Source organism: Streptomyces roseicoloratus, assembly GCF_004117935.1.
Lineage (GTDB): Bacteria > Actinomycetota > Actinomycetes > Streptomycetales > Streptomycetaceae > Streptomyces > Streptomyces roseicoloratus.
Genome location: NZ_SDOY01000173.1, coordinates 1 through 18,455, shown reverse-complemented (window position 1 = coordinate 18,455; position 18,455 = coordinate 1). Strand labels below are relative to the sequence as shown.

Below are 18,455 nucleotides of genomic sequence, written 5' to 3'. Positions count from 1 at the left end.
TCCCCCACCACCGTGTCCGGATTCGCCCCACCCGTCTGCAAACCGTCCGTGCCATTCGACTCCCGCCACAAACGGAACGTCGCATCGGACAACACCGAGCCCGTCTCCGCATCCGTCTTCAACACCCGCACCTCACCCGTGACCGGGGTGGTGCCGCCGCAGTCCGGGAGGTCGCCGTTGAAGGGGTAGGCGTGGAACTCCTGGCCGCCGCCGCCCGTCGCCGCGCTCGTGTGGGTGAGGGAGCCCGTGGTGAAGAAACGGCCGTTCATGCCGGGCAGCGTGACGGTGGTGGTGGAGGCCTGGTTGCCGATGAGCGTGCTTCCCTGGAACTGGCCGGTACCGATCAGCGATACCTCCGTGGCATCGGGGAAGTTCCACAGCAGCCGCTCGCGGTAGCCGTTGAGCGGGTCGGTGTTGTCGGCGATACCCCCGCTGTAGGTGTTGATGGTCCGGTCGGCCCCGAAGACGTTGACCAGGATCGTGGCGTTGTCGGGGATGTTCGCGAAGACGATGCCCTGCTGGCCGTTGCTGCCCGAGACCATGTCGAAGTCGACGTTGAAGACCTGGAGGGGCGAGCTGCCGTCTCCGGTGAAGAGGGTCTGCCCGCCCTGGTTGACGGCGGTTCCGGTCGGCGTACGCGGCTCGCCGTCCACCCGCGCGTAGCACTGGCTCGCGGCGGTGAGCTGGTCGCGCAGGGCGGTGTACGGGGCGGTGGCGTCGTCGTCCTGTTCCAGTGTGGCCAGGACCTCGCCGGTGACGGTGCCGGCGTGGACCACGACCCCGTCCTCGGCGAGCAGACGCTGGCCGGTCGCGATCGTGACGTCCCCGCCCGTGGTGAGCCAGTCGCCGTCCACCGGCGGCGGAACGCGGGAGCCCACGCCCACCTCGCCGATGTTGTAGGCCTGGCTCACCCCGGTGCCCTTGTTCATGTCGAAGTCGTCCAGGACGACGACGCGGCCTTCTGCCTCGGCCGCCGCGCCCCGGACCAGGAAGTCGTTGCCGACGAAGATGTTGATCGCGTTGTCCCGGTGGGTGATCGTCCCGTTGTTGATCGGCGGGAACGGGTCCGGGCAGGAGCCGGGGACGCACGGGCCGAGCCCGCCGGGCAGGGTGGCGGCTGCGGCCGTGGACGCGCCCGGTCCGAGGACCAGGACCGGAAGGGCCGCCAGCGCCGTGACGCAGGCGAGCCCGGCCGAACCGGCGCGCCGCCGGTGGGGCCGGAGGCGCCGGTGGCGCCGAAGGGTGCGGTTGCTCATGGCGCGAGTCTCGGTACGGGGCGCGCATCGCACCACAGGCGCTGCCCGCTGTTGGTCCGGGTGGGGGGCGGACTCACCGTCAGGTGTGAATGACGCCCTCCGTGCGGCGCATTCCCCCCGGGGGCGGATCCTGTGCTCTGCGGGCGGATCCCGTGCTCTGCCGAGGTACTCCACAGGGAGTACGGCAAGGCTCCGTGAGCAGCGGAGTCGCGGGGGCGGAGCACCGTGACGTCGTCGCATACGCGGAGCACCGTGACGTCGTCGCGTACGCGGCGCACCGCTTCTCGCAGCGGCCGTGGCTCTCCCGGGCCGCGCCCGCCGGCGCTCCCCGTCGGGTTTGCGAGCCGGGTTTCCGAGCCGGGTTCCCGGCCGCCGCCCGCCGCGAGCCGCCAGCCGCCAGCCGCCAGCCGCCCGCAGCAAGCCGAACCTCCCACCCGGGTTTCCGAGCCGCCGCCCGCCAGCCCTCCCACCCGGGATTCCGAGCCAGATTGCCGGCCGCCGGCCGCCGGCTCTCCGAAAACCGCTCGGCTCCGGCCGGGCCCGGGGCGTACGCGAGCCGGCCCCGGCCGGGCCCGGGGCGTACGCGAGCCTGACCGCCCGTGAGGCAGTCAGGCTTCCGCGTCCCGGTTCTCCTCGCCCGCGCGCAGGCGGCGGGCTCGTTCGGCGATGCCGGTGGAGAGCCTGCCCTTCGCCGAACCGGCCCGGTCCAGGGTGCCGTTGCCGAGGTTGCGGGCCGCGACCACGCCCTTCGCTCCCGTTTCCAGCGCCTTGTCCCTGACCTCCGTCGCCGCGGTCACCCAGCGTCTCGTCTCGGAGGCCTCGCGACCCGACTCGATGCCGAGCCGCCCGTGGAAGTCGTGGACGCCCGCCACGACCTGGTTGCTCCACCGGACCACGGCCGGGGACTTGGTCGGGTGCAGCAGCACCTTCGCGTTGGCTTCGTCGGCGGCGGCGTTCATCCGGGCCACCAGCCGCTCGGTGCTCCGCGAGACGAGCTCCAGCCGGTTCCGCCGGGCGATCCGGAGCCCCTCGCGATGCCGGGCCAACTCCTCTGGGGACGCGTCCTTCACCCGGTCGAGTTCGAGCACGGCCATCCCGTCCTGGAGTTGGAAGCAGCGGGCCAGGACCGCGAGCCACTGCCCGGCGGCGGCCCCGGCTTCCTCGGCCGCCGCGGCGAGTTCGCCGATCCTGGCCTTCTGCTCCATCTTCTCCGCGAGCGCGTCGAGCCGGCGGAGCGCGTACACCTGGGTGGTCGCGATCGTCTCCGTCGTGGCCTGCACCTTCGACCAGGTGATGTCGGAGACCCGGCCCACCTCGTCCCGGATGGTCATGGCCTCCTCGATCACGAAGTCCGCCCCGACCATCTTCGCCAACGCGGCGTCCTCCTGTGCGCGGAGCACGTCGCCGACCTTCTCGTCGATCGCGGCGAGGTAGTCGGTGATCTCGTCCATGGCCTGCTGCATCGCGAGCTGCGCCATGAGCGTCGCGGCGTCGGCCAGCCGCGCCGGGTTGCCCTTCAGCGGCCCGCCGTCCTTCGCGAACTCGACGAATCCCTTGATCTGGCCCTTGGGCCCCTTCAGCACGCCTGTGCTGAGGCCCGTCTCGGCGCTCTTCCTCAGCCCGAGCTCGTCGATCCGCCGGGCGGACTCCTTGGTCAGCTTCACCCAGCGGCCGGAGGCGGCCGCCATGTCGGAACCGGCCTGCGCGGCCCCGGCGGCGCTGCCGAGGGCGGACCGGAACGGCCGCGGCCGCAGTGCCCGCGAGGGCAGCCCTTCCGAGACGAGGAAGCGTTCGACCGTCGCCTCGTCCCCGATGACCGCCAGGTCGTCGCCGTCCCTGATCAGCTCGATCGCGTCGTCCATGCCGAAAGACCGCCCCCCACCGATGATCCGATGCCTGATGCCTGATGCCCGATGCCCGATGCCCGATGCCTGATGCCTGATGCCTGATGCCCGATGTCCCCGCGCGATCAGGCCACTTCGGTGCCCGGGCCCGTCAGCACTCCACCCTCGAAGCCCTCACCCTAACGGCCGCCAGGCCGGGAAGGGACAGCGATCAGAAGTGGGCAAGGGTGGGCGATTTCAGGCTTGGAGTGAGCAGTTCCGGGCGTTCGCGGGACCTCTGCGGCCCCTCTCGGGACGATGCGTATATGGATGACGACTGGGAGCGACGTATCGCCGAGGTGCAGGCGGGACTTGTCAGGAGCGGGGATCCCGTCGCCTGGGTCACCGAGGCCGATGCCGTCGAGAGCGCGATGCGGTACCCGGGGCTCGCCGTGCGCGGGGCGACCTTCGGGGTCGTGGCGCGGGACGTGGGGGACGACGGGCCGTGGCGGATCGTCGAGCCGGTGCGGTGCGGCATGCCGCAGGAGGCCCGGGACTGTCTGCAGTCCAGACTGTTCTTCCGCGCGAAGGACGACACCGACGATCCCGCCGTACGGCGTGAGCTCATCGCCGCCGTGAAGGTGCTGGAGCGCAAGCCTGTCGACCGGCTCGACGTGCTCGGCGTGCGCTACCGCGTCGTCCGCGCCGACGAGTTCACCCGTATCGGCGACGACGGGCTCGAACCGCCGCGGCCCACCGACCCCGAGCCCGTGTTCCGGGTGTGGGAGGGCGACATCCCCCACCGCAGCCCGGACGACGGCGCCCTACTGGCCCCCGACCGGTCCCGCGGCCCCATGTCCGAAGCCCTGCGGTTCGGGATGCGCTCGTTCAGCTACACCGGCGCGCGCTATCCCGCCGCGGTACGGCGCGACTCCGAGCGGGCCGTCGTCAGCCACCCCGACGTGGCCCTCCTGCCCGTCGCCTTCGGCGTCGTGGAACGCGAGGGTTCCGGCTGGCTGCCGCACGGCTCCCTCCTCGCCACCCCCCACGAGGCCCGGCAGGCCCTGTACGACATGATGGTCGATTTCTGGCCACACATGTACAAGTGGGACGACGCCCAGCGTGAGCCCTACCGCCGCGCCGGCGAGCTCTTCCGGGCCGCGGGCCGCGCCGACAAGGCCCGCGTCGCCGGGCGCGAGTTCCGCATCTGCCGCGTCGAACGCATGGTCCGCTTCGACCCGGACGGCCCCGAGGGGCCGCGCCCTTCGGACGTCGACGAGTACGGACCGCAGCGGCTCCATCCGCGGATGGACGAGGACGGGACCCTGCACCACGAAGAGTGAGAGGGGAGGGAGAGAGGGGAGCGAAGGGAGGGAAGGGAGGGAGGGAAGGGAGGGAGAAGGAGGGGGCGGGCGGGGTGCGGGCGCGGGCAGCGTCTGGTCGTGGTGGCCGGCGCCTGAGTCAGGCGGCGCCCGCCTGGGCCTCGGCTTCGGCGCCCGCCTGAGCCCGGACTTCGGCTTCGGCCTGCGCCCGGGCCTCGGCTTCGGTCTCCGCTCTGCAGTCGGCGCAGCGCGCGTTCGGATCATGGCTGCGGATGCCCCGTTCGCAGCCGTCGCAGGTGATCACGGGCGGGGGCGCGTCCACCCGCCTCTCGTCGGCCACCGCCGGAACGGGAAGCGGCGGTGGCAGGAGGTGCGTGAGCCGGTACTCCACGAACCGGGCCGGGTGATGGATCGGTACGGGCTCGGGCGGCAGCCTCGCCGTGAGCGGGCGGGTGATCTGGGCGGGCGTCGCCGAGCGACCGAGCCAGGTGTCGACAGCCGGGGCGAGACGCCGTACGTCGGCGACGGACAAGACCAGACGCGGGTCGGCGAGGCGGAGCCCGGCGAGGAGGTCGGCGGCCGGGCCGGCGGGGTCGTCGGTCGGGCCGGCGGAGTCGTCGGTCGGGCTCGTGGCGTCGTCGACCGGGCTCGTGGTGAGCGGGGGCGGCGCGGCCGGGGGCTGAGGCTGGAAGCAGGGCTTCGGCGGCTGTGCCTGGTCCTGTTTCTTGCGTACGGGCGGGAGTGCGGGGGCCGCCGCTTTGGCCGGTACGCAGCGGGGCTTGTCGTACGAGAACGTGCGCGTCGCAAACTTGCCGCCGCCGAGCGCGATGCGGGGACGCGCGATGTACCCGGCCCGCTCCAGCTCGTTCAGGGCCCGGCGGACGGTCGTCTCGCCCTCACGGAAGCGGAGGGCGAGGGACTTCGCGGTCACCGAGACGCCGTCCGGGAGCGACTGGATGTAGACGGCGATGCCGATCGCGGCGGCGGAGAGCTCGGCGTGCTGGGCCAGGTGGTTGCCGACGACCGTGAAGCGCTCGGTGTGGCGGTGCCGGACGTGAATCACTCCGGCGGGTGGTGCATCGGCGGGGATCGAGGGGTACGCGGACGGGGCCGCGTTAGACTGCGGTGAAGCCATCGGGAAGGTCTCTGCTTCCTGATCGGTCAGGCCCTCGTCAGGATTGCCGTCCTGCCGGGGGCCGAATGCGTTTATGGGGTTGTCGGGGCCGACCGTACCGCAGACGTCCGGGTTTCGGACGGTCTGTCACCCGAACGTGTGAGCACGGGATTTGCCGCCCCTCGGGCTGCGTTGGGGTGGGCTGGGGCGGGCTGCGGCGGGTTGGGGTGGGGTTGGGTTCTCCCCCAGGACTTTGTCCTTGGGGCGCGCGCGGAGCCGGGGCGCGTGGGTGCGCGCCCCGGTGGACGAGCGCCCGGGTGAGTGAGCGCTCGGGAGGGTGCCCTTCAGACGCGCTTGACGTGGTCGACGAAGGCGGACCAGGCCGGGGCGGGGATGAGGAGGGCGGGGCCGGCGGGGTTCTTGCTGTCGCGGACGGGGACGGTGTGGGGGAGGTTGTCGGCGACCTCGACGCAGTCGCCGCCGCCGCCGTCGCTGTACGAGCTCTTGCGCCACGAAGCCGCCGCCAGGTCGATTCGGGTGTCAGTCATGGTCCGAACTCCTCCATCGCCTGTTGGATCAAGGCCGTTGACGCCTCCGGCGAAAGCGCTTGGGCATGGACAAGATCGTATCGATACGAGTGACGGGCGACCATGGCCTTGTCCTCGACCAGCTCACCGGAGTGCCCGGCCTCCAAGTACGCCACGTCAGCCCGGTTCTCGAAGGAGAGCACGGTGAGCGAGCCGCCCATCGCCGGGTGCGCCCCCGCAAAGAACGGCAGCACCTGAATCTCGACGAAGGGGGCCTTCGATGCTTCCAGGACAACGGCCAGTTGCTCGCGCATGACCGCTCCCCCGCCCACCGAGCGCCGGATCACGGCCTCGTCCATGACGACCCACAGCAATGGTGGTCGCTGTCTCCGGAGCAGCGACTGCCGCTTGATGCGCGCGAGGACCTTCGTCTCGATCTCCTCCGGAGTGCACCAGGGCTGACCCTGGCGCAGCACCTCACGGGCGTACTCGGGCGTCTGGAGCAGGCCGGGCACGCTCGCCGCCACGTACTTGTGCATCGCGACAGCTTTGCTCTCGTACTCCATGTACTTGCCCGCCCAGTCCGGGAACGGCGTCCGCTGGATGTGGCCCCAGAGGTCCGTCAGATCACCGTCCGCGTCCAGGATCCTGTCCAGCTTCGCGTCCACGTCCTCCGGAGGGATCTCCTTGCCCAGTTCGAACTGGGCGATCCGGCTGTGCGCGATGGGGACCTGCGCCCCTAACTGCCGTTGTGTGAGCCCCGCGAGGACCCGGAGCTTGCGCAGCTTCGCCCCGTACAGCGCGGGGAGGGAGGCCGACGGGTCGAGTGGTTTCGGTGCGGGCACTGGCGGACCCCCGTTTTCGTTCTGCGACTCCGAAAACCGTTACCCCTGGTGATCGTAGCCACACGCATCCATGCTCGACGGTGAAAGTCACCCATGACGAGGAGAGGTGCGCGACGCATGGAAACAGCGAGGCGTGAGGCGTCGGTCGAGGCCATCCGGGACGCGAAGGCCGCGCGGGACGAACTGCGGTCGGCGTTGCTGGACGTCGACATCGTGCTGCCCTCGCTGGGGCTCGACACGGTGTCCCTCGCCAGCCCGTACACGACCCCGCTGGTGGACCTCGGACGGTGCCGACCCGATGTCGCACGGCAGTTGGCGTCGCTGTTGCGAGGGTGCGCGGGGTGAGGCGGGAGCGGCCGTCCGGGTCGGAACCGCCTCTGACGGCCACGACCCGCGAGGGCCCCTCCGGTCCTACTTCTTCGGGGACGCCGAATGCGTGGGGAGGTCGTCGAGGCCGGGGTCGAAGTGCGTTCGGAGGTAGATGCGGGTGCGGTCCGGGGTGTAGTCGTGTGCGAACAGCTCTACGCAGCGCTCGTCGGTCGTGTCGTACGCGTCGGACGATCCGAACGGGTCCTCGGAGGCTCCTGAGGGAGTGGCCGTGGCCCGGGCGGCGTTCGATCGCGGACAGACGTAGCCGAAGCGCACACCGTCCTTGAAGGTCTCCGGCTCCGGGAGGCCGAAGTGCGCGAAGTCGTGCGGCGTGGCATGGGCCGCGGCCGCGGCGGGCTTCCGCCATGTGCCCCTCGGGGGATTGTCCTTCAGGTACGTCTCGGCGTCCTTCCTGGTCAGCGTGAAGGTGAGCAGCCCGATGTCGAACCGTGAGGTGATCTCATAGGAAGCCTCGGCCGACGCGGCCGCGACCGGCACCTGAAGGCCCATCTGCTCGCTCATCCACCCTGGCGTGATGCCCGGGGCCCAGGTGGACTTCTCCATCGGCTCCGCAGCGCGTCCGGTGCTCCGGCCGCCGTGTGCCTCGTCGCCCCTCCCCTTCGTCTGACCGCCGCACCCCGACACTCCCAGCACAACGGCCGCCGCGCCCGCGGCAGTCCACGCGACCAGCCGCCCACAGCGAACGCCTCGAGGGCGACCTGCCCACACCTCGTTCATCGGCCGGTGCCCCTTCCCGCGTCCGGTGTCGTACGGCCCTGCTGCTGCTCGCGGCCCGGATTCATCCGTCCGTCCCTGCTCTCTTCGGGACCCGGGAGCGGGTCGCCGTTGTCTTCGGCCGAACCCAGCTCGTAGTGCTGGACGCCGCCGCTACCGGACATGTCGAATTCCTGGGCGAGTCCCACGCGGTGCAGTTTGGCCATCTGTCCGTCCGGGATCTCCAGCGGGCCGATGCTGACGCCCTTGCCTTCGTCCCAGTTGTAGCGGTCCCAGACGTTGGCCTGGTAATCGATCCCGATCTTGGGGTTGCCGTGAGCGTCCGGAACCGCCGTCACCACACCAGTGACGTTGGCGTTGGCTCCGCCCACCGCATAGAACCAGTTCTCATCGACTTCCTTGGAGAAGTAAAATCCTTCGGGAGCCTTCGCCTCGACCGGAAAGGCGACCGGCTTTCCACCGTTCTTCCGGAACTCCTCAAGAGCCTGGCTCCTCCAGTCGTTCTGGTTGTCGCGCACGATCTGGTCGATGTAGGCCTTGAAAACAGGAACATCGGTCGCAGTTCCGCTCGTTGCTGCGGATTCGCGTCATTTCCGAGAGCGGCCAGCTCAGTGGCTCTCGGTAACTGCTCCTCGTCGAGTGACGCATAGCGGGCATGACCTGCGTTCTGGGGGTCGTTTCCGTGACTCTTGCGGAGCGCGCGGACGGCCGCCGCGTCGACCTCGGCCGCATACTGAACGATGCCGGTAAGGGTATCCGCGAACCACCTCGTGAGCCGTAGCACGGAACACCGAGCCCGTTCCTGCCACCACTCGTGACCACGTAGGGCACACCAGGCAGCACGAACAGGGGATGCCCGGTGTCCACCGGGCATCCCCTGCCCCCCGTTCAGGGTGTGTCTACGGTCGCGGGTCGTCGACCGCTGGTCTCGGGGCGTCGACCGCCGTTCCCGGATTCCCGCCCGCCGGTTGCGGGGCTCCGAACGCCGGTCGCGTTCCCGTTACTTGACGTTGACGGCCTTCCACGCCGCGTTCACCGCGTTGTACTCCGCGCTGCCCGCGCCGTACAGGTCCGTCGCCGCCGAGAGGGTGGCGGTGCGGGCACCGGCGTAGTTCGTGGACGAGGTCATGTAGGTCGACAGGGCCTTGTACCAGATCTTGTACGCCTTCTGGCGGCCGATGCCGGTGAGCGTCGAGCCGTCGTACGTCGGGGAGTTGTAGCTGACCCCGTTGACCGTCCGGGCGCCGCTGCCCTCGGACAGCAGGAAGAAGAAGTGGTTGGCCGGGCCCGAGGAGTAGTGGACGTCGAGGCGGCCGAGGGACTTGGACCAGTAGTCGGCCGAGTTGCCGTCCTTGCTGGGCTTGTCCATGTAGCGGAGCGGGGTGCCGTTGCCGCGGATGTCGATCTTCTCGCCGATGAGGTAGTCGCCGGCGTCCGAGGAGTTGTTGGCGTAGAACTCGACCGCGGTGCCGAGGATGTCGGAGGTGGCCTCGTTCAGACCGCCCGACTCCCTGCTGTAGCGCAGACCCGCGGTGGCCGCGGTCAGGCCGTGGGTCATCTCGTGACCGGCCACGTCGAGCGAGGTCAGCGGCTTGGCGTTGCCCGCGCCGTCGCCGTACGTCATGCAGAAGCACTGGTCGGACCAGAAGGCGTTGACGTACGCGTTGCCGTAGTGGACGCGGCTGTAGGCGGCCTTGCCGTCGCCGGCGATGCCGTTGCGGCCGAGCTCGTTCTTGTAGAAGTCCCACGTGACGGCCGCACCGTAATGGGCGTCCGCGGCCGCGGTCTCGCGGTTGGAGGCGGAGCCGTTGCCCCACACGTCGGTGGAGTTGGTGAAGAGGGTGCCCGTGCCGGACGTGCCGCCCTTCAGGTCGTACGTCTTGTGGCCGCCGCGGGCGGTGTCCGTGAGGGTGTACGACGGGGCCGTGCCGAGCGTGACCTGGCCGCTGTACTGGGTGTTGCCGACGCCCGTCTCGATCGCCTCGAAGGAGTGGAGCTCCTTGCCGGTGGTCGCGTCCGTGATGACGTGCAGCTCGCTCGGGGTGCCGTCGTGCTGGATCCCGCCGACGACGGTCTCCCAGGCGAGGACGGGCTTGCCGGTGGCGGCCCAGATCACCTTGCGGGCGGAGGACGCGGTCGCGCTCTCGGCGTCCGCCGCGGCGACCGCCGCGTGCGTGGCGGTGGTGGCGGCGACGGCCGGGGTGGTGCTCGCCACGGATATGCGGGCCTGGGTCGCCTTGGTGGCGGAGCGGGCGCCGTTCTTCTTCTCGTGCACGACGAGGTCGCCGCCGAGGACGGGCAGACCCTGGTAGGTCCGCTCGTAGCGGGTGTGGACCGTACCGTCGGCGTCCTTGACGACGTCCCTGGCGACCAGCTTCTCCTGGGCGCCCAGGCCGATGGCCTTGGCGGTGGCGGCCGCGCCGGACTGCGCCTCCTGGATTGCGGCGGCGCGCTGGGTGCCGGTGAGCACGAGCGCGGTCGCACCGGCCTCGCGCTGGACATCGGCGCTGGCGGATCCGGTCTGGATTCCGACGACGACCATGGCGGCCGATGCGATCAGGGCGGCGGCTCGAACGGTGGTGTGACGGCGAGGCGAGGACTGCTGGCGGGTCACGCGGGCTCCTTCGCTGTTACGCGCGGGGGAAGGTGTGGGGGGTGGTGTTGCGCGTGTGAGCGTGCCAGCGAGCGAGCCCGATTGACAGGTATGCAACAAGGATTTGACCATCCGTTGTCCGAAGGGCGGCCAACTCCGTCCGCAATGCGGAGGGTTGACCGCTCCAAGGGTCGTAGAGGGGTCATATAGGGGTGTGGGAGGGGTGGAATCCCGGGGGCGCCGGTTCCGGGGCTGAGGTCGGTGGGGGCCGAGGTCGGTGAGGACCGAGGTCGCGCCTCCGGGGGCGACGGTCGCCCCGGAGGCCGGAGGGGCGGTCAGGTCAGGCGGTGGAGCCGTGGGGGGCGCGTCGTCGTGTGCGGCGCGTGGAGGGCGACGGCGGCGTGGTGGGTCGGGCCGCACGGCAGGTCGTGCAGCGTCCAGCCGGCCGGGGGTTCGGCGCCCGCGCTCAGGTCGTCCAGGTGCGGGGCCCGGCCGAGGCCGGTCCCGAGGCCCTTCAGGTACGCCTCCTTGCGCGCCCAGATGCGGCCGAAGGCCGCCGCGCGCCGTACGGGGCCGGACTCGGGCCTCGCTCCCGTACCCGAAGCCGCCTCGGCACCGCTCGCCTCCGGCTCGGCACCCTTCTCGATCTCGGCCCCCTTCTCGATCTCGGCCTGTTCCGACGGGTGGAGCACGGACATCAGGTCCCGTACGGCATCGGGGTCCGGGCGCCGTTCGACGTCCGCGCCGACCGGGACGGGCGCGGTCGCGATCAGCACCCGCCCGCGCGTGTGCGAGAGCGAGAAGTGCAGCGGCGGCTCGGGCCGGGCCCCGTCGAGTGCCGGGCGGCCGTGCGGCTCGCCGCAGCACGGGCAGGGCTCCCGAGTGAACCTCAGGTCCTCCGGGCGCTCCCCCAACAGCCCCCCGAGTACGGTGCGCAGGGCGACGTGCGCCACCGTGTACAGCGTCCGGTCGGCGGGCCGCAGGAACGCCGCCGCCCGCTCGCGCTCCCGCTCGTCGAGCACGCTCGCGTCCATGGTGAGCGCGGCCGACAGCGGTCCGGCCAGGCCAGGCGCCGCGGCGGACGCGGCGGACGCCCCGCGCGCTCCGGGGGCGGCGAGCCACACCCCAGGCACCAGGGCTTGCTTCTCGTCACGCGTCTCGTCGAGTTCCAGGAGCCAGGCGTCGGCCCGCATCGGTCGGTCCCTCCCGTTCCGCGCGGCGGGTGCCGCGGCGGGCTCGACCGTACACGTGTCCGCTCAACGGGCCGAGGTGGCCGCCGGCCAGGACTCGTTCGCCGGCTCGTTCGCCGGCTCGTTCATCGAGTCGGCGTTGGTCGGTGCCGAGTCGGTGCCGAGTGCCGAGTCGGCCTCGACCAACGCCGACTTCGAGCCGCCTCCGAACCGGTTCGATGACGTTCGCCGACCCGTTCGTTCCGTCCGTCCGTCCACCCATCCGCTGTTACGCCGTGCGCTTGCGCGGAGTCGCCTTCTTCGCCGCCGACTTCTTCGCGGGCTGCTTCGCGGTCTGCTTCCTCGTCGTCGACTTGGCCGCGGACTTCGCCGTCGATTTGACGGCGGGCTTGGCCGTCGTCCGGCCGGTGGACCCGGCTGCCGTCTTCGCCGTCGACTTCCTCGCCGGCGCTGCCGCCGTCTTCTTCGCCGCCGTCCTGGCCGTGGACTTCTTCGCGCCCGTCTCCTTCGGCGCCGCCGCCGAAGTCCGTCCCGCCGCCGAAGTCCGCTTCGCGGTCGTCTTCGTCGCGGCCCGCTTCCGCGGCCTGAGCTCGGTCACCTCCGCCTCGGCCTCAGCCCCGGCCCCGGCCCCGGCAGTCTCCCCAGCCCCAGCCTCCGCCGTCTCCTCCGCCCCGCCCTCCCCGCGAGCCTGCTTCGCCGCCCGTACGCTGCTCTCCAGGGCCGCCATCAGGTCGATCACCTGGCCGCCGCCCGCCGCCGCGGGCTCGGTCGGGGCGAGGCCGGCGCCGCCCTCCGCCTTCGCGGCGATCATCTCCTCCACGGCCTCCCGGTAGTCGTCGTGCAGGGAGGAGATGTCGACCTCGCCGAGTGTGGCCATCAGGGCGTCGGCCAGGTCGAGTTCGGCCTCGCGGACGGTCACGGGGGTCTCCGGCGCCACTCCCTCCGGCGCGCGGATCTCGTCGGGCCAGAGCAGCCCGTGCATGGCGATCACGTCGTCCACCACCCGCAGCATCCCGAGCCGCTCGCGCCCGCGCAGGGCGTACTTCGCCACCGCCACCCTGTCGCTGCGCTTCAGCGCCTCGCGCAGCAGGGTGTACGGCTTGGCGGCGGGCACGCCGTTGGCGGAGAGGTAGTACGCGGCGTCCATCTGGAGCGGGTCGATCTCACCGGCCGGCACGAAGGCCACGATCTCGATCGTCTTGGCGGTCGGGAGCGGCAGCGCGGCCAGGTCCTCGTCGGTGATCGGGATCATGGTCCCGTCGGCGTCCTCGTACGCCTTGCCGATCTCCGCCTGGGTGACCTCGGCCCCGTCCAGCTCGCACACCTTCTTGTAGCGGATGCGTCCGCCGTCCTCGGCGTGGATCTGGCGGAAGGAGACCGAGTGGCTCTCGGTGGCGTTGACCAGCTTGATCGGGATGCTGACCAGGCCGAAGGATATGGCCCCGTTCCAGATGGATCGCACGATTCATCCCCTTCGCACCATTGGTCGGGATTCGTGGGATTCTCATCGTATGACGCCCATCACCGAGGTGGAGGGGCGACGCCTGGCCCTCAAGAACCTCGACAAGGTCATCCACCCCGCCGGCGGCACCACCAAGGGCGAGCTGCTGCACTACTACGCCACCGTCGGCCCCGCGATCCTGCCGCATCTGCGCGACCGGCCGGTGTCCTTCCTGCGCTATCCCGACGGCCCGGACGGGCAGCTCTTCTTCACCAAGAACCCGCCGCCCGGCACGCCCGCCTGGGTGAACACCACCCCCGTGCCGCGCTCCGACGCGCCGCGGGCCCGGCAGGTGATGATCCAGGACCTGCCGTCGCTGATGTGGGCGGCGAACCTGGTCGTCGAGTTCCACACGCCGCAGTGGCGGGCGGACTCCCCCGCCGTCGCCGACCGCCTCGTCCTCGACCTCGACCCGGGGCCGCCCGCGAGCGTCGTCGAGTGCTGCCGGGTCGCCCTCCACCTGCGGGAACAGCTCGCGGCCGACGGTCTCACGGCGTACGCGAAGACCTCGGGCTCCAAGGGTCTGCACCTGCTCGTACCGCTGGTTCCGACGCCGTCCGACGAGGTGTCCGGCTACGCCCGCCGGCTCGCCGTCGCGGCGGAGGCCGAGCTGCCGCGGCTCGTCGTGCACCGGATGGCGAAGGCCCTGCGGCCCGGGAAGGTCTTCGTCGACCACAGCCAGAACGCCGCCGCGAAGACCACCGCGACCCCCTACACCCTGCGCGCCCGCCGGCTGCCGACGGTCTCGGCCCCGGTGACCTGGGAGGAGGTCGAGGAGACCGCCGAGGCCGAGGCGGCGGGGGAAGCCGGGGGCGCGAGGGGCGCCGCGGACATCGGGGCCGTGGGGGAAGCCGGGGGCGCGGGCGACGGCGGGGAAGCCGGGGGCGCGGGCAACGGCGGGCCCGCCCGCCTGGTCTTCCTGCCGGCCGACATCGCACCCCGCCTGGAGACGTACGGCGACCTGCTCGCACCCCTGTTCGACCCCGCCGTCGCCGGACGCCTGCCATGAACCCGCCGCCTCCCTCCCCGCCCCCCTCCCCTCCTCCCGCCCCTCTCCCGGGCCCTCCCCCGGACCCATCCCGACGTGCCTCCCCCGCCGCGCCCTCCCCGGACGTCGTGCTGCGGCCGCCCGTCGACGTGATGCGGCCGCGCGCCGCCGACGAGCTGCCCCGGCAGGGCAGCGTGCCGGGCGGCTTCCAGTACTCCCTCAAGCTCGACGGCTTCCGCGCCCTCGCCTTCGTCCTCGACGACGGCGAGGTCTTCCTGCAGTCCCGGGCCCGGCGCGACCTGGCCCCGGAGTTCCCGGGCATCGCCGCGTACCTGGGCGAGCGGCTGCCGCCGGGCGTCGTCCTGGACGGCGAGCTCTGCGCGTACCGCGACGGACGGCTGAGCTTCACCGACCTGCTGCGCTCGCACCGGGACCGGGAGCGGTCCGGCGTCCCCGTCTCGTACATCGCCTTCGACCTGCTCGCCCTTCCCGGCCACGACCTGCGCGGCCGGCCGCTGCACGAACGCTGGGAACTCCTCGGCGCCGCCCTCGCCGGCATCGGGCCGCCGCTCCAGCGGGTGCTCGCGACCGACGACGAGGAGACCGCGCGCGAGTGGTTCGGCGCGCTGCGCGACGCGGGCGTCGAGGGCGTGGTGGCGAAGGCCCGGAACTCCGCGTACCGGCCCGGTGGCACCTGGTCCTGGCGGAAGGTACGGCACTCGGACACGGGAGACGCCCTGCTCACCGGGCTGTTCGGGCCACCCGACCGGCCGCACGCCCTGCTCGTACGCCTGCCCGACGGGCGCGAGCTGCGCACCACGCCGCGGCTGACCGGGGCCCAGGCGCACGAGGTCGCCGAACTGACGGCGGGGCGAGTGGCGGCGGAGCCGGTGGAACACCCGGAGCACGGGCCGGTACGGCCGCTCACCGAACCCGCCACGGTCGAACTGCGCGTGATCGCCGGCCGCCAGGACACGGCCCGCTTCGTACGGGTACGGGAGACGGAGCCGTGGCCGGAGGCGAGGGAGGGAGAGGCGGGGGCCGAGGAGAGGGGGCCGGCGTGACGGGGCCGGCGTGACGGGGCCCGGAGAGAGGAAGCACAGCGAGACGGGGCACAGCGAGACGGGGCACGGGGAGACAGGCGGCGGGAAGACGGGCGCGGCAGGGAGACGGGCGGCGGGAAGGCGGGGCACGGCGAGGCGGACGGCGGTAGGACGGACGGCGGGAAGGCCCGGCCGTAGGGCGGGGAGACCGCGCGTACGCCCACCCCCAGCGCGAACGAGCCCCGCGGCCGGATACCGATCCCCCCTTCCCCTCCGTTCCGTTCCGGACAAAGTCCCCGCGCGCCCGGGCCCGGACGGCGGTACGAGCGCTCCGGTGCGCAAGTGTGCATGTCCGGCGGGACGTTGAGGTCCCGGCGAGTGTGCGGTGCGGGCCCCTGAGGGCGCCGGAACGGCAGGACGAGGGGCCGTCGGGGCCTGCGGCGGGTCCCCGGCGGCCCCCCGGCGGACCCGCGCGTGGCGCAAAGCGAGCGGCGGCACCGGGCTTGCGGAACGGCGTCCGGCGGGCGGGTCCTCGTTGTGGGTGCGTTGGTGCACACTTGCTGCCTGGTAAGCGCTCACGGGGAAGGCGGCCTTGCATGCTGACGGGGATCGAGGAGGTCGACTGGGCCTCGCTGGGCCATGCGTACGGCCCCGCGGACGACGTGCCGGAGCTGCTGCGGGGGCTCGCCTCCGAGGACCCCGCCGAGCGGGAGAACGCCCTCGACGGCATGTACGGGGCGGTGCACCACCAGGGTGACGTCTACGACTCGACTCTCGCTTGCATCCCCTTCCTCCTCGAACTCGTCGCCGACCCCGCGGTCCAGGACCGCGGCGGCATCGTCGAGTTGCTGACGAGCATCGGCGGCATCGACCTGTGCGGCGACGAGGAGCTGGACGAACTCGACCCGGATGACGAGGAGTTCATACCGGCCGCCAACTACGCGATGGCCGCCGCCGCGGTGGCGGCAGGCGCCGACGTGTTCCTCGCGCTCGTCGACGACCCCGATCCCGAGGTACGGCTCGCGGCGCCGTGCGCGCTGGCCTCCCTGCACGGCGATCCGGTCCGGGTCCTCGACCTGCTGCGCGAGCGGCTCACGGTCGAGCAGGACACGGAGGTGCGGCTCGCCCTGGTCGCGGCGGTCGGGCGGATCGCGCTGCGGCACGAGTCGCTGCGCGACGAGACCGTGGACTGGCTGGGCTGGCTGTCCCGCGCCGCGCAGGCACCGGGGCTGCGGCTCGCGGCGCTCGCGCAGCTCGCCCGGGTCGCGCCCGCCGAGATCCCGGACGACGTGGTGGAACGGGTCACCGCGTTGCTCGACGAGGTACGGACGCCCTCGCCCGGCCGGCCGGCCACACCGACGGACCGCCGGGACCCGACGGACCTGCTGGACCCGATGGCCCGGCTGGACCCGCTGGACCCGCTGGACCAGCTGGACCAGCTGAGTTCGATGGCCCCGCTGATCGCGCTGGACACGGTGGCCGCCCCGGACTCTCCGGCCGCGCTGGAGTCGATGACCGGGCCGGCACCGACGGGCGCGGCAGACGCCGCCGTCGGCGTCGCGAGCGGGGACGACATCCGCGGAATCGACACAGTCGGGGAAGTCGGGAAGATCGGGGAGGTCGGGGAGGTCGGCGGAATCATTGGCGTCGACGGCTTCGACGGAATCGACGACGCGGACGACGCGGAGACGGTCTCCCCCGACACCGCCTCGGACTCAGGCTCGGCCTCCGCCTCCGCCTCGGCCTCGGCCTCGGCCCTCATGGGTCAGGTCCGCGAGCTGTTCGAGGAGCACTCGGCCGGCCGGCCGACGCCGTGGACCGAGGAGCTGCTGCGCACGCTGCACTCCGCCCTGGACGAACGGGTCGACGACCGCATCGCGCTGATCCTGGCGCAGCTGCGCAGCCCCGACTGGGGCCAGCGGTCGGACGCCATCTGGCTGTGCGGCGGCCTGATAAGGGTGTGGCGCGGCCGGTACGAGGAAGTGGTGCGGCTGGTCGGGGCGCAGCTGAGCGACCCGGAACCGCGCTTGCGCGAGGCCGCGACGTCGTTCCTCGAGCGGCTCTTCGAGCTGGGCGGGCCCGCGACCGACGCCCTCGCCGCGCGCCTCGCCACCGGGGCGCCGGGGCCGCTCGGCCTGCCGGGGCCCGGCGCCCGTGGAGGTCGGGGCGGGGCGCTGCTCGCGCTCGCCCGCGCCGGTGACGCGCGGGCGATCCCGCTGCTGGCCAGGGCGCTGGAGGAGGAAGGGGAGGTACGGCGGGAGCTGCTGTACGCGGTCGACGCGCTCGGCCCGGCGGCGCAGCCGCTCGCGCCGGTGCTGCGGCGCCGGCTCGGCGAGGTGGAGCTCGACGACCTGCTGTACGACCGGGCGGCGCCGCTGCTGTACGCGCTGGGGGCGGTGCGGGGCGCCCAGGCGCTGCCGGAGGTGCTGCGGGTGCTGCGCGAGGCGCCGGCGAACCGGCGGGAGTGGGTGCGGGAGGCGTGCCTGCGGACGCTCGCGGCGTTCGGGCCGGCCGCGCGGGAGGCGCTGTCCGACGTGCGGCGGCTCCTCGGTTCGGAGTCGGCGGCGGTGGCGTCGATGGCCGCGCGGGCCACGTGGGCGCTGGACGGTTCGCCGGACGAGGCGCTCGACGCGCTCGACCGGTGGCTGCGGCCGGGGACGTCGGGCGGTGAGTGGTGCGCGGCCGCGCTCGCGCTGGGCGCCATCGGACCGGCCGCGGCCCGCTCGGCGCCTGCCCTGCGGGCCGGGCTCGGCGCGCGTGACCTGTGGGTCCGGGTGCGTTCGGCGGCGGCGCTGTGGCGGATCACCGGGGACGCGGCGGAAACGCTGCCGGTGCTGCTCGCGGCCTGGGAGGAGAACCGGCACACACGCGTGGCGGTGGCGGAGTGCCTGGCCGAGATGGGCCCGGCGGCGTCCGACGCGGAACCCGCGATCCGCGCGGAACTCGCTCGTCGTCGCCGCCACAACGCCCGCGAGGACGGCGCGGGCTCCCACGACGTCCACGACGACGAGAAGCTCCTCACGCTGTGCCGCGCGGCCCTGACCCAGATGGAGCGCCGGACGTACTGACGGGGGCGTGCGGCGGGCTCCGCGGTGGGGCCGGGCGGGCGGCGCCGCGGCCGGGGGCGGTGCCGGCGGTCCCGCCGCGGG

At 72.7% G+C, this 18,455-nt stretch carries 15 protein-coding genes; 5 read left to right on the top strand and 10 right to left on the bottom strand.

Annotation, left to right across the window (positions count from 1 at the left end; genetic code table 11):
* Both ESG85_RS36410 and ESG85_RS31625 read right to left on the bottom strand, forming a co-directional pair.
* The coding region (locus tag ESG85_RS36410; RefSeq protein ID WP_246095467.1) for a choice-of-anchor A family protein at nt 1-1,256 on the bottom strand (1,256 nt) is incomplete at its 3' end.
* Between the two features lie 608 nt (nt 1,257-1,864).
* Complete coding sequence (locus ESG85_RS31625) at nt 1,865-3,118, bottom strand: hypothetical protein (RefSeq protein ID WP_128984610.1); 1,254 nt, start codon at nt 3,116-3,118, stop codon at nt 1,865-1,867.
* 287 nt (nt 3,119-3,405) lie between these two features.
* Here ESG85_RS31625 and ESG85_RS31620 point away from each other — a divergent pair, with 287 nt between their 5' ends.
* Entirely contained in the window at nt 3,406-4,422 is a 1,017-nt protein-coding gene (locus tag ESG85_RS31620; protein WP_128984609.1) for a DUF5954 family protein, read from the top strand.
* A gap of 118 nt (nt 4,423-4,540) precedes the next feature.
* Here ESG85_RS31620 and ESG85_RS31615 read toward each other — a convergent pair whose 3' ends face one another.
* The 3 genes from ESG85_RS31615 to ESG85_RS31605 all read right to left on the bottom strand — a co-directional run bounded on the left by ESG85_RS31615 (nt 4,541) and on the right by ESG85_RS31605 (nt 6,887).
* Entirely contained in the window at nt 4,541-5,464 is a 924-nt protein-coding gene (locus ESG85_RS31615) for a helix-turn-helix domain-containing protein (protein ID WP_181019170.1), read from the bottom strand.
* A gap of 395 nt (nt 5,465-5,859) precedes the next feature.
* Nucleotides 5,860-6,063 (bottom strand): DUF397 domain-containing protein, encoded by a 204-nt coding sequence (locus ESG85_RS35380; protein WP_128984608.1) that lies wholly within the window; start codon nt 6,061-6,063, stop codon nt 5,860-5,862.
* Complete coding sequence (locus ESG85_RS31605) at nt 6,060-6,887, bottom strand: helix-turn-helix domain-containing protein (protein WP_128984607.1); 828 nt, start codon at nt 6,885-6,887, stop codon at nt 6,060-6,062. Before ESG85_RS31605 ends, ESG85_RS35380 begins: the two co-directional genes overlap by 4 nt.
* A 117-nt stretch (nt 6,888-7,004) precedes the next feature.
* Between ESG85_RS31605 and ESG85_RS31600 the strand changes: the two genes are divergently transcribed.
* A complete protein-coding gene (locus tag ESG85_RS31600) occupies nt 7,005-7,232 on the top strand; it encodes a hypothetical protein (RefSeq protein WP_128984606.1) in 228 nt (75 codons plus the stop codon).
* Nucleotides 7,233-7,298: 66 nt separating this feature from the next.
* On the opposite strand, the gene ESG85_RS31595 is transcribed toward ESG85_RS31600, so the two are convergent.
* The 5 genes from ESG85_RS31595 to ku all read right to left on the bottom strand — a co-directional run bounded on the left by ESG85_RS31595 (nt 7,299) and on the right by ku (nt 13,236).
* Nucleotides 7,299-7,994 carry a hypothetical protein gene (locus ESG85_RS31595; protein WP_128984605.1) on the bottom strand — a complete coding sequence of 232 codons (696 nt, stop codon included), beginning with the start codon at nt 7,992-7,994 and terminating at the stop codon, nt 7,299-7,301.
* Nucleotides 7,991-8,509: a hypothetical protein gene (locus tag ESG85_RS31590; RefSeq protein ID WP_181019169.1), complete on the bottom strand. Its 519-nt coding sequence runs from the start codon at nt 8,507-8,509 to the stop codon at nt 7,991-7,993. Before ESG85_RS31590 ends, ESG85_RS31595 begins: the two co-directional genes overlap by 4 nt.
* Nucleotides 8,510-8,991: 482 nt before the next feature.
* A complete protein-coding gene (locus tag ESG85_RS31585) occupies nt 8,992-10,533 on the bottom strand; it encodes a M4 family metallopeptidase (protein WP_246095476.1) in 1,542 nt (513 codons plus the stop codon).
* A 386-nt stretch (nt 10,534-10,919) separates the two neighbouring features.
* On the bottom strand, nt 10,920-11,777 hold the full coding sequence (locus ESG85_RS31580; protein ID WP_128984603.1) for a 4'-phosphopantetheinyl transferase family protein: 858 nt from the start codon (nt 11,775-11,777) through the stop codon (nt 10,920-10,922).
* A 265-nt stretch (nt 11,778-12,042) separates the two neighbouring features.
* On the bottom strand, nt 12,043-13,236 hold the full coding sequence (ku, locus tag ESG85_RS31575) for a non-homologous end joining protein Ku (RefSeq protein WP_128984602.1): 1,194 nt from the start codon (nt 13,234-13,236) through the stop codon (nt 12,043-12,045).
* A gap of 49 nt (nt 13,237-13,285) precedes the next feature.
* Here ku and ligD point away from each other — a divergent pair, with 49 nt between their 5' ends.
* From ligD to ESG85_RS36405, 3 genes are all read left to right on the top strand, one after another.
* Nucleotides 13,286-14,284, top strand: coding sequence for a non-homologous end-joining DNA ligase (ligD, locus tag ESG85_RS31570; RefSeq protein ID WP_128984601.1), 999 nt, complete (start codon nt 13,286-13,288; stop codon nt 14,282-14,284).
* 107 nt (nt 14,285-14,391) lie between these two features.
* The gene (locus tag ESG85_RS31565) at nt 14,392-15,327 is read left to right on the top strand and encodes an ATP-dependent DNA ligase (RefSeq protein ID WP_246095465.1); all 936 of its coding nucleotides are present in this window, start codon (nt 14,392-14,394) and stop codon (nt 15,325-15,327) included.
* A gap of 575 nt (nt 15,328-15,902) precedes the next feature.
* On the top strand, nt 15,903-18,374 hold the full coding sequence (locus ESG85_RS36405) for a HEAT repeat domain-containing protein (RefSeq protein WP_246095463.1): 2,472 nt from the start codon (nt 15,903-15,905) through the stop codon (nt 18,372-18,374).
* Nucleotides 18,375-18,455 lie beyond the last annotated feature (81 nt).